Origin of the sequence: Flavobacterium sp. RSP15 (assembly GCF_003968755.1) — a bacterium.
GTDB lineage: Bacteria > Bacteroidota > Bacteroidia > Flavobacteriales > Flavobacteriaceae > Flavobacterium.
Window position 1 is genome coordinate 212,362 of record NZ_RYDL01000005.1, and the last position, 11,882, is coordinate 224,243.

At 35.4% G+C, this 11,882-nt stretch carries 11 protein-coding genes; 1 reads left to right on the plus strand and 10 read right to left on the minus strand.

Annotated features, from left to right (window positions below):
- Positions 1–75: 75 nt before the first annotated feature.
- On the minus strand, positions 76–1,404 hold the full coding sequence (gene mtaB / locus EKM00_RS08005) for a tRNA (N(6)-L-threonylcarbamoyladenosine(37)-C(2))-methylthiotransferase MtaB (RefSeq protein WP_126515833.1): 1,329 nt from the start codon (positions 1,402–1,404) through the stop codon (positions 76–78).
- 129 nt (positions 1,405–1,533) lie between these two features.
- Here mtaB and EKM00_RS08010 point away from each other — a divergent pair, with 129 nt between their 5' ends.
- Positions 1,534–2,115 carry a hypothetical protein gene (locus EKM00_RS08010; protein ID WP_126515834.1) on the plus strand — a complete coding sequence of 194 codons (582 nt, stop codon included), beginning with the start codon at positions 1,534–1,536 and terminating at the stop codon, positions 2,113–2,115.
- On the opposite strand, the gene EKM00_RS08015 is transcribed toward EKM00_RS08010, so the two are convergent.
- The 9 genes from EKM00_RS08015 to EKM00_RS08055 form a co-directional block, all read right to left on the minus strand.
- Positions 2,112–2,909, minus strand: a complete 798-nt coding sequence (locus tag EKM00_RS08015; RefSeq protein WP_126515835.1) for a Cof-type HAD-IIB family hydrolase — start codon at positions 2,907–2,909, stop codon at positions 2,112–2,114. The two genes, EKM00_RS08010 and EKM00_RS08015, sit on opposite strands and share 4 nt — an antisense overlap.
- Positions 2,910–3,535: 626 nt before the next feature.
- The gene (locus tag EKM00_RS08020; protein ID WP_113633582.1) at positions 3,536–3,754 is read right to left on the minus strand and encodes a DUF2007 domain-containing protein; all 219 of its coding nucleotides are present in this window, start codon (positions 3,752–3,754) and stop codon (positions 3,536–3,538) included.
- A 354-nt stretch (positions 3,755–4,108) separates the two neighbouring features.
- Positions 4,109–4,708, minus strand: coding sequence for an REP-associated tyrosine transposase (locus EKM00_RS08025; RefSeq protein WP_126515836.1), 600 nt, complete (start codon positions 4,706–4,708; stop codon positions 4,109–4,111).
- A gap of 502 nt (positions 4,709–5,210) precedes the next feature.
- Positions 5,211–5,879 carry a DEAD/DEAH box helicase gene (locus tag EKM00_RS08030; RefSeq protein ID WP_126515837.1) on the minus strand — a complete coding sequence of 223 codons (669 nt, stop codon included), beginning with the start codon at positions 5,877–5,879 and terminating at the stop codon, positions 5,211–5,213.
- A gap of 95 nt (positions 5,880–5,974) precedes the next feature.
- Positions 5,975–7,138, minus strand: coding sequence for a sigma-54-dependent transcriptional regulator (locus EKM00_RS08035; RefSeq protein WP_126515838.1), 1,164 nt, complete (start codon positions 7,136–7,138; stop codon positions 5,975–5,977).
- Positions 7,139–7,189: 51 nt separating this feature from the next.
- Positions 7,190–8,506 (minus strand): ABC transporter permease, encoded by a 1,317-nt coding sequence (locus EKM00_RS08040; protein ID WP_126515839.1) that lies wholly within the window; start codon positions 8,504–8,506, stop codon positions 7,190–7,192.
- Positions 8,507–8,603: 97 nt separating this feature from the next.
- Positions 8,604–9,524 (minus strand): ABC transporter ATP-binding protein, encoded by a 921-nt coding sequence (locus EKM00_RS08045; RefSeq protein WP_126515840.1) that lies wholly within the window; start codon positions 9,522–9,524, stop codon positions 8,604–8,606.
- 228 nt (positions 9,525–9,752) lie between these two features.
- Positions 9,753–10,868 carry a molecular chaperone DnaJ gene (dnaJ, locus tag EKM00_RS08050; protein ID WP_126453722.1) on the minus strand — a complete coding sequence of 372 codons (1,116 nt, stop codon included), beginning with the start codon at positions 10,866–10,868 and terminating at the stop codon, positions 9,753–9,755.
- A gap of 76 nt (positions 10,869–10,944) precedes the next feature.
- Positions 10,945–11,517 (minus strand): nucleotide exchange factor GrpE, encoded by a 573-nt coding sequence (locus tag EKM00_RS08055; protein WP_126453724.1) that lies wholly within the window; start codon positions 11,515–11,517, stop codon positions 10,945–10,947.
- Positions 11,518–11,882 lie beyond the last annotated feature (365 nt).

Genomic DNA, 11,882 nt, shown 5'->3' on the forward strand with positions numbered 1-11,882 from the left:
AAAGCTATTTTACTTAAAGTTAATTCTTTTGACTTTACGACTTTTAAACTTTCGACTTACTTATATGTTTTAAAACTATACCATAGTTGTAACAAATTCCATTCGTACACTTCCATCCTCATCAATTTTTGTCAATTTAATGTCGTGCAATGTATTTACTAATTCCGGATTCCAAGGCGTTTTTACTTTCACATAGTTTTCCGTAAACCCGTGAATATAGCCTTCTTTGTTTTCACTTTCGAACAAAACGGTTCTATTGCTTCCCAATTGACTTTCGTAAAAAGCACGGCGTTTTTTGACGGATAAACTGCGCATCATTTTACTGCGTTTAGCCCGAACATTAGCAGGAACAATACCTGCCATGGTTGCTGCCTCAGTATTATCACGTTCAGAATAGGTAAAAACGTGCAAATACGAAATATCCATATCATTCACAAAATGATAGGTTTCCAGGAAATGCTCGTCTGTTTCTCCCGGGAAACCCACAATCACATCTACGCCAATGCAAGCATGCGGCATCACTTCCCGAATTTTATTTACCCTTTCAGTATAAATTTCACGTTGGTACCGACGCTTCATTAATTTCAAAATATCATTGCTTCCAGACTGCAACGGAATATGAAAATGCGGCACAAAAGTTCTGCTTTTTGATACAAATTCAATCGTTTCATTTTTCAATAAATTCGGTTCAATAGAGGATATTCGCAATCTTTCTATTCCTTCTACTTTGTCTAATTCCCGAACCAATTCCAGGAAAGTATGTTCGTGTTTTTTATTACCAAATTCTCCTTTTCCGTAATCACCAATATTTACGCCGGTAAGCACAATTTCCTTGATGTTTTGTTTGGAGATTTCGGCTGCATTTTTCAATACATTTTCCAGTTCATCACTCCTGGAAATCCCTCTTGCTAATGGAATTGTGCAATAGGTACATTTGTAATCACAACCATCCTGTACTTTTAAGAAAGCACGGGTTCTATCCCCTATCGAATAACTCCCCACATAAAAATCAGCTTCGGAAATCTCGCAGGAGTGTACTTCACCAAAATCATTTTTCGACAAATCATTGATATAATCGGTCAATTTAAATTTTTCGGTAGCACCAAGGACTAAATCGACTCCATCAACAGCCGCTAATTCTTCCGGTTTCAATTGCGCATAACAACCCACCGCCGCTACAAAGGCTTTATTGTTCAATTTCATCGCTTTGCGCACGACTTGCTTGAACTGCTTATCCGCGTTTTCCGTAACGGAACAGGTATTAATCACATACATATCAGCCACTTCCTCAAAACCTACCCGATCAAAACCCCCGTCTTGCAGGGTACGGGCAATTGTTGACGTTTCTGAAAAATTCAGTTTACAACCTAGTGTATAAAAAGCAACTTTTTTTCTGTTTCCCATAAGATAACTCAATTAATGAAATCGTTGTCAAAAAATTAAGAGTGCAAATTTACGAACAATATTCTGGAAAATGAAATCAATAAATTCTATATCTTAGCATCTTCTAGACCAATAATTTATACTGTCAAAATGAAAAAAACAATTTCAATTATATTCCTTTTTATTGCGGTTCAAATAAATGCTCAGAACAACATTGAATGGGATGGAAAATATCAAATCCAACTTTCCGATTTTAAATCAAAAGCAACTCAAATTGGCAATGTGAATAGTAATAGCATACAAACTGCTTCTGGACTAAATTTTAGCATACAAATGAGTAACGTTGAATTCGTGTTTACAAAAAACTTCAATTCCAAAGTAAGTTCTACATTCAAACAAGAATCGGCTTCCATAATAGCAACTGATACTATTACTGCTGAACGTATGGTGAAATTCGCTCAATATGAATTTGATTTATCAGAACTTTATGCTCGAAAACTTAGAAAAGACTTATACGTTAACAAAGGCACTTTTTCAGATATTAGTTTTCTTCAACCGCTTTATGATGCTATCCAAAAAGAATATGTAGAAGAACACGGAGAAGCCTCTAAAAAAACTAATCTGGGACAAAAAAAGGATATATTAATAAAACTTAACGATGATGTTTTAATAAGAATTCAAGAACTTTCTGATTTCTGTAAAACTTGTAAACCACCTAAAAAGAAATCTTAATTCAAAATAAATCGTCTCACAACCTCAGCAACGCCATGATCATTATTTGATGCAACAACAACATCGCCTTTATCTCTCAATTCAGGATCAACATTGTCTACCCAAACGCCCAATCCGGCATATTCAATCATGGTTAAATCATTCCCTGCATTTCCAACAGCAATAATTTCACTTTGCAGAATATTTAATTTTTTGGCTAAAAATTCAATACTGGCTCCTTTATCAATTCCATTTTGTGCTACTTCCAGAAAAAACGGCTTAGACATGCTGACACTTAGATGCGGCATAGTCGCTTTCAAATCTTTTTCTACTTCTTTTAAATAACTTGGCTCTTGCAATAAAATGCATTTTACAGCTGAAGACTGCACTTCCTCTTTAAAACTCACCACTTTATTATGGGCTAAACCGGTAATTTCCTTTTCAATTTCTATGTATTCAGAATCCGTTTCACTTACAATTTTACCATTAATATAGGTAATAATATGTGTCTTACTTTTTATACTATAATCGTACAATTCATGGATTTGCTTTTGTGTCAACATTTGCTCAAAAATAATTTTATCTTCCTTTAAATCGGTAATTACTGCCCCGTTGTAGGATATCATGTAGGAATTATCCAATTGTAGCTCTTTGGCGTAGGCAATCATTGCAGGTGTAGGTCGTCCAGAAGCCAGAATAACATAAACCCCTAATTCCTGCGCCTTAGCCAACATCCCTTTATTCTCGTCTGAAATGGTATGATCATCGTTCAACAAAGTATCATCCATGTCCAAAACCAACATTTTATATTTCATTTTTATTTTTTAAACGTAGTAGTATCTATTACCGCAGATTCACAAATTATTTTTTTAATTTGATTGCCTTCTCACGATTGTCAAAAATTTGAAGAATCCGAATTTTTATTTCAGAATGAATTTTGTAAATAATTTTATACGTTAGAATAATCATTCTTCTGTATGGTCCTCCCAAGAATTCATCAAGTTGATAATGTTCCACAAAATGAATATTTTTACTTTGAATTACAATATCTCTGAGACCATTTCTCGCTCCTTGAAGATAGTTAAATTTAATAAATTCAACTATTAGTCTTAAATCGGCTTTCGCTTTATTATACTAAAGTATGGTAATTGGCTTTTGCATATTACCATTTCTCCATTTCTTTCTATAAATCCTCAATAGTTGTATATTTTCCTGATAAAATTCGTTCGTCAGCTTCTTTAACTCCCACTTATACACTCTTCTTTATCAATTGGATAACAGCTATAGTGTGAGCAACAACCTTTAGGTCGAGAACAGATTTAAACACTATTATTTTCTCAGTTTACGTTCATGATCAATGCACTGTAACCAATCCATCAATTCTATTTTTTTTGCAGCTATATCTATCTAGTAGCCGTATTTCAATACCAAGTATACTAATTTAAATACTCATTCTGAATTCTTCAATAACGGGGTTTACTTTTGCAAACTCGGTTTCCTGAACAAACAATTCAACCGCCAAATCTGAATTTCCAAATCCTCCCAATCGAGCCGATTGTATATTATTTTTCACTACTACATTTACACCAATCGCTTCGATTTTTTCTTGTAACGCCATTGCTAAAATTTCACTTCCCGAAAACACTTTCATTAATCCCATTTTGCTCTTTATTTAATTGTTTAGCTCCGCAAAGTTTCCAACTTTGAGGATGTGTACAAGGTCTCCTGACCTTATTATTTTCAATGTAATATCCTGTTCTTAGCTCCCAGCTCCGCAAAGTTTCCAACTTTGAGGATGCGTAAAAGGTCTCCTGACCTTTTTATTTATAATCTAATATCCTGTTCTTAGCTCCCAGCTCCGCAAAGTTTCCAACTTTGAGGATGCGTAAAAGGTCTCCTGACCTTATTATTTATAATCTAATATCCTGTTCTTAGCTCCCAGCTCCGCAAAGTTTCCAACTTTGAGGATGCGTAAAAGGTCTCCTGACCTTATTATTTATAATCTAATAATTTGTTACCAAATAAAATTATTCGTTATTGAAGACGGTTTTAAAACATCTATTACTGGATTGTCAACTTTTGTAATTGCTATGATTCCTTCATCATTTACATAATTTGATGCTCTTGAATAGCAATAATGTGACGCTTTAATAACTATTCCCGCTCGTATTGGGTTCATGTGGATGTAATCTAATTTAGACCACATGAATTTTTCAGAAAAGATTTCTTCGGGATGGCTGCCATATTGCCAAAACTGATATTTTTCATTACGCGTATGACTTTTACAAGCAAATTCAAATCGCTTTAACATCCAGTCTGCGCGACTTTCCGGTCCGTTTTCTATTTTATTCAAAATAGTCTTTGCTGTAAACTTTTTGAAATCTCTGATCAAATCAGATAATTTACTTTCTTCGGATTGAATAATCAAATGAATATGATTGGACATAATTACAAATCCAAACAAAATCATCCCTTTGTTTTTTATGCAAAAATCCAAACTTTCAATAATGCAATCTTTATAATTTTTTCTAGAAAACACATCTACCCAATCTACAACTGTTGCCGTAATAAAATGAGGTTTTGATTGGTCTCGGATAATGTAGCCTTCTTTCATATTGTTACTATTTCAGTCTGATACTTACACCTCCTCAAAGTTAAAAATTTTGCGGAGCAAATATATCGCCTATTCTATTGTTATTATTTCAGTCTGAGACTGAACTACACCTCCTCAAAGTTAAAAACTTTGCGGAGCATAGACTGAACTACACCTTCTCAAAGTTAAAAACTTTGCGGAGCATAGACTGAACTAAACCTCCTCAAAGTTAAAAATTTTGCGGAGCAAATATGTAGCCTATTCTATTGTTATTATTTCAGTCTAAGACTGAACTACACCTTCTCAAAGTTAAAAACTTTGCGGAGCATAGACTGAACTACACCTCCTCAAAGTTAAAAACTTTGCGGAGCAAATATGTAGCCTATTCTATTGTTATTATTTCAGTCTGAGACTGAACTACACCTTCTCAAAGTTAAAAACTTTGCGGAGCATAGACTGAACTAAACCTCCTCAAAGTTAAAAACTTTGCGGAGCATAAGGAGTATAAATTATTTATTTTCTTCTAGCTATGGAAGTCATCTCCAACTTCAGGTTCTAAATCTTCCTTCTCTTCCTCTTCTCCATCAAAATCGAATTCAAAAGGCTCCACCAGCATTTTTTCCGCAAGAACCTCTATTCGCTCTGTGAATTGTTCCGACAAAATAATACGTTGGGTCTTGACAATGCTATTCGAAATACGCATGATTTTTGTCTCATGGCGCAATTTCAAAATTGGATCTGCATCATCAAGAACAAGCATTTTTAATCGGTTTACATTATAACCAGCCGTAGTAAACATTTCACTTAGCTTATTTGGAGTCCCTATCAACACGTCAATTCCGCTGGAAATATAATTCTTATCGTATTCCATATCGCCTTTGTCATGAACACCATAGACTTCTAAATTGGAATACTTCCCATATTTTTCAAATAGGGATTCCATTTCCAATACTTTCGCTTTGTCTTCAACAATTATCAAAGCCCTTGGCGATTCTTCAGTTGCGCCTGTCAATCTCTGAATTACATTTAGCACGATTGTAGTTGATTTCCCGCTTCCTTTTGGTGCGATAATAATACAATCCGAACCACTTTTTAGTGTCGAAAATGTTTCTTTTTGAATTGCATTGGCCTCAGTCAAACCGTTTTCAATCAGGGCTTGTTGCAAAGCTTGGTTTATTTTTTTTAGTTTCATTTCTTATGATTGAAAGATTAAAAATTAAAAGATTAAAAGATTCAAACTAGTACCGAATCTTTAAATCATTAAATTTTTAAATCATTAATTTTATTTTATTTAGATGCGAATAACTTCACATCATTCTCAGAAATTTCGCTTCCGCCAAGGATAATCAAACGCTCCACTACATTTCGTAATTCCCGAATATTTCCTGTCCAATCATAATCCTGCAATAAATGAATCGCTGCTGCAGAGAATTTTTTTACCGCATTTCCTTGCTCCAAAGCAATTTTTTCGGCAAAATGAGCAATCAACATCGGGATATCATCCCGTCTTTCGTTCAATCCCGGAACTTTTATCAAAATCACGGCCAAACGATGGTATAAATCTTCCCGGAAACGTCCTTCAGCAATTTCGACTTTCAAATCTTTATTGGTTGCCGCAACTACACGAACATCGACTTTGATATCTTTGTCCGCTCCCACTCTGGTAATCATACTTTCCTGTAAAGCACGCAATACTTTAGCTTGCGCCGAAAGACTCATATCTCCTATTTCATCCAAGAAAATAGTGCCTTTATCTGCCGCTTCAAATTTTCCTGCGCGGTCTTTCACTGCGGAGGTAAACGCTCCTTTTACGTGACCAAATAATTCGCTTTCAATCAATTCCGATGGTATAGCCGCACAATTCACTTCGATTAAAGGAAAATTAGCTCTCTCACTTTTTTCATGTAATTGATGTGCAACCAGTTCTTTTCCGGTTCCGTTGGGTCCCGTAATTAAAACTCTGGCTTCGGTTTGGGCTACTTTCTCAATCATCACTTTAATGTGATTGATGGCGTCGCTTTCGCCAATCATTTCGTAGTTTTTGCTAACTTTTTTCTTCAGAATTTTGTTCTCTACTACGAGTTGCTTTTTGTCCAAAGCATTTCGAACTGTATTCAACAATCGGTTTAAATCGGGCGGTTTTGAGATGTAATCAAAGGCTCCCAAACGCATTGTATTGATAGCCGTTTCCATATCGCCATGACCAGAAATCATCACCATAGGAATTTCGGGCTTGATTTTTTTGACAGCTTCCAGTACCTCAACACCATCCATTTTAGGCATTTTGATGTCGCACAAAACCAAATCGTAATCGTTATTTTTTATTTTTTCAAGACCTGCAAGACCATCTTCGGCTTCTTCCACCTGATAAGTATCATTTTCTTCCGAAAGTATTTTTGTAAGTACTCTTCGAATGGCGGCCTCATCTTCTATGATTAGTATTTTTGACATCTCTTTTCTTTATTGGGTTAATCGTTAACCAAATAACCGATTAAACTTCTATTAGTATTTCAACCATTTATATAATTCCCTCCAAGTGGGTTTCTTGCCATACATTAGTATTCCTATTCGGTATATTTTTGCGGCAAACCAAACTACAGAAAAGAAGGTGCCAAATAGCAGCGTTACTGAAATGGCGATTTGCCACAAAGGTACGCCAAACGGAATTCGCATCAGCATAACAATTGGTGATGTAAGCGGAATCATTGAAAAAATAACGGCAATTGTTCCGTGTGGATCATTGATAACCGTAAAAAAACCAACGTAAACACTCAGCATCAATGGCATAATGATAGGTAAAAGGAATTGTTGTGAGTCCGTCTGATTGTCTACTGCGGCACCAATGGCTGCGTAAAACGAACTGTACAAAAAATAACCGCCGATGAAATAAATCACAAATCCAATCAAGATATTTGCAATGGGCAGATTCCATAATTCCTTAATATACATTTGGGCAGTTCCAGTCATTTCCTGCTGTGCAGCTTGCATCAATTCAGGCGAAACGCTGGCGCTTGGACCCACATTTACCCCAAAAAAGACTGAGGCTGCAAACATTAATGAGAGTCCAATGATAGCCCAAATAAGGAACTGCAGCAATCCGGCTAGCGCAGTTCCAATGATTTTGCCCATCATCAGTTGAAACGGTTTGACTGAGGATATAATAATCTCTACGATTCGGCTGGTTTTCTCTTCGATCACACTTCGCATCACCATGTTTCCGTAGATGATTATGAACATCATTATAAGGTATCCAAATGCGCCACCAATCCCAATTTTGATTTCGTTAAGTCCTTTGATACTCTCTTCACCCGATGCTTTCGTCAAACTAATATTGACTTGGGCCTGGGCTTTTTTAATGGCAAGCGTATCTAAATGTGCTTTTTCTAAATTGTTTTTCGTCAATTTATTGGCAATCACATCCTGAACTTTTTCTATAAAAGAAATACTGGGACTGTTGTTTGAAATAAACTGTATTTTACTTTCGAAATCCTTTGTGTTTTCTGACTTTGGAATATATAATAGTCCTTCATAGCGCTCGTCAGCGATGCTGTCTTTCAAAAATTTTAAATCTACAAGAGATAAATCGAGGTATTTGTATTGGCTGTTTTTGTTGTTTTTAAGTATAAATTCTTTAACGAACAAACCGGATTCATCATGAATGGCGATCCGTTTGGTATCCGCTTTCATGGAACTTAAATAGCCTATAAATGCTGCTATCCCAACAAATAACAACGGACTTAAAAAAGTCATTACAACAAAAGATTTATTACGCACTTTAGTAATAAATTCTCTTTTTATGATTAATGAAATGATACTCATTTTTTAGACTGCTTAAATTTTTAGATTACTTAGATTTTTTTAGAACAATTAGATTAGGAAACTGTAAAAAGTCTGACAATCTATGAAGTCTAACCATCTATTGTGTTACTGTTTGAATGAAAATATCATTTACACTTGGAATTTTTTCTACAAAATGTGTTACTTGTCCACATTGTGTAAGGATATTCAATAATTCATTTGGGGTAGCATTTCCGAGTTGGATTTCCAGTTTTAACTCGTTGTTCAGTGATTTAAAATGTGCCGGAGCAACGCTAAATTTTTGTGTAATAGCAGACATCAATCCCGCTGCATTATCCGATAAAATACCCACTTCAAAACTATTGGTTTTAAATTGTCTTTTAACATCGTCCAGTTTTCCTTCGATCAGTTTATCTGATTTGTGAATCAAAGCGATGTGATCACATAATTCCTCCACGCTTTCCATGCGGTGTGTCGAAAAAATTATGGTTGCTCCTTCTTCTCGCAACGCCAGAATTTCTTCTTTGATAATAGTGGCATTCACGGGATCAAAACCAGAAAAAGGTTCATCAAATATCAATAGTTTTGGTTTGTGCAACACACACACGACGAACTGAATTTTCTGAGCCATTCCCTTAGAAAGTTCCTGGATTTTCTTGTTCCACCAGCCTTGTATTTCAAACTTTTCAAACCAATACTCCAGTTGTTTTTTGGCTTCAGCTTTAGAAAGCCCTTTCATCTGTGCTAAATACAAGCATTGTTCTCCTACTTTCATCGTGTTGTACAAGCCTCTTTCTTCCGGCAAATAGCCTATATATTGAACGTGTTTGGGTTGCAGTTTTTCGCCATCAAGAATAATTTCGCCACTGTCCGGTAATGTAATTTGGTTTATTATTCGGATAAGTGATGTTTTTCCGGCTCCGTTTGGACCTAAAAGTCCGTAGATACTTCCTTTGGGAACCGTTAATGAAACCTGGTTAAGCGCAACATAATCACCGTATTGCTTGACAACTTTATTCACTTCAAGAATATTACTCATGCTTATTTTTTAATTGGTGTAAAAGTAGATAATTAGTGCCAAAATACTAAGAATTGTTTCCTATATGTAGCATTTAATTTTTAGCGATCCTCTGTTATTGCCTTAAGTGTATTGGTGTTTGTTTGCAAACAAATTGTTAATGGCGATTTCATAAAAAACCCATCCTTATTATAACAAGGATGGGTAATGTATTTTTATAATCGAATCGATAACTCGAGTCTAACTTTTTTATGAAAACATGTCTTTTACTTTCTCAAAAAAGGATTTGTCTGATTTTTCCGGATTTGGAATAAAATTCTCATCCGTAAGATTTTTTTCGAAAAACTGTTTTTGATCTTTATCCAGCGTTTTTGGCGTCCAAACATTGACATGAACCAGTAAATCGCCGTTTCCATACCCATTGATACTCGGAATTCCTTTTCCTTTTAATCTCAAAATTTTACCGGATTGGATTCCTTCTTCTAGTTTGATTCTCACTTTTCCGTTTATAGCTTCAATGTCTTTGGAAATTCCAAGTACTGCTTCAGCAAAACTAATGTATAAATCGTAGTGTAAATTCTCTCCTTCGCGTTTCAAGAATTCATGCTCTAACTCTTCAATTGCCACAATTAAATCTCCCGGAATACTGTTTCCCGGAGCATCGTTCCCTTTATTAGACACTTTCAACTGCATACCGTCTACCACACCCGCAGGTATTTTTATAGAAACCGTTTCATCTTCAAGAATCATTCCTTGCGCGTCTGCTTCGGCTGGTTTTTTATCTAGAATTTGTCCGGAACCACCACAGGTAGGACAGGTAGAAGCCGATTGCATTCTGCCCAAAATGGTATTCGTAACCCGCATTACTTGTCCTTGACCGTTACAGGTTGAACACGTTTTATAACTAACTCCAGGGGCCTGAACTTTACGTTTTACTTTTACTTTTTTCTCCACGCCGTTGGCAATTTCCTCCAACGTCAATTTTACTTTGATGCGCAGGTTGCTTCCTTTAGCGCGACGAACACCGCCTCCACCGCTGTTGAAACCACCAAAACCGCCACCAAAAATATCCCCAAACTGACTGAAAATATCATCCATATTCATACCTCCGTGACCACCTCCGCCACTAAAACCACCCGATCCATCAAAAGCTTGATGGCCGTATTGGTCGTATTTGGCTTTTTTCTGAGGGTCGCTCAATACTTCGTAAGCTTCAGCAGCTAGTTTGAATTTATCTTCTGCCGATTTGTCTCCGGGATTTTTGTCAGGATGGTACTGTAAAGCGTTTTTTCTGTATGCTTTTTTAATTTCAGCAGCATCAGCACTTTTAGAAATGCCTAATATTTCGTAAAAATCTTTTTTCATTTTTATTTTTTTATACAGTACAGACGCAATGTATCTCGTCTTTGTCTATTTAATTAAGACGCAATAAATCGCATCTCTACTGACCGATAACCACTTTTGGAAAACGAATGATCTTGTCTCCTAATTTATATCCTTTTTCAAGAACATCAACAATTTTCCCCTTCATCTTTGGAGCTGGAATCTGAGTAATTGCCTCTGCAAAATCCGCATCAAAAACATCTCCAGCTTTAACCTCAACTTGCTCTAATCCTTTAGAAATCAAAGTGCTTTTTAATTTCTCATGAATAAGCTCCACTCCCTTTGTCAACAATTCGTCATCCGATTTGTTTATTTCAACCAAAGCCCTGTCAAAATCATCCAATACAGGCAGCATCGCTAATAACACTTCTTGATTAGCCGTTTTGAATAATTCAATACGCTCTTTGGTTGTTCTGCGTTTGTAATTTTCAAATTCAGCAAATAAGCGTAAATATTTATCTTTTTCTTTAGCTAAGTCTTGCGTTAATTGCTCTTCTACACTTAATTCCTCAACAATGATTTGCTCTTCATTGGCATTATCTTCTAATGTCAACTCCTCTAATTCTTGATCGATTTCTGTATTTTCGGTAGTCATAGTACTCGTATTTTTAAAAATATTCTTAAACTTCATTTTTATTCTTTTTGGGATTGCAAAAGTACTGCCAATTCTTTTAAAATGTCAAATTGTCATCTTTTTATTGATTTCGCTTTTCTTTTCAATATAACACCTGAGTACTCAAAATTTTAAGATTATTTTAAGATTATCTTGCCGTTGTTTCATTAGCTTTGTTAAAATTTTTTATTTAGAACACTTTTCAAAAGTAAAAACTCACGATTTTATTCTAAACAATTATTAATTCACCATTACCTTATAGAAAAAAAAGCTTCGTGTACTAAAACGGAGCTTTTTTTATGTGTTTAATGTCCCGTCCTGAAATAGCGATACACAAAAAGTATCCTAATGGAAAAACATGAAGAAACACGCTATGTGAAGCG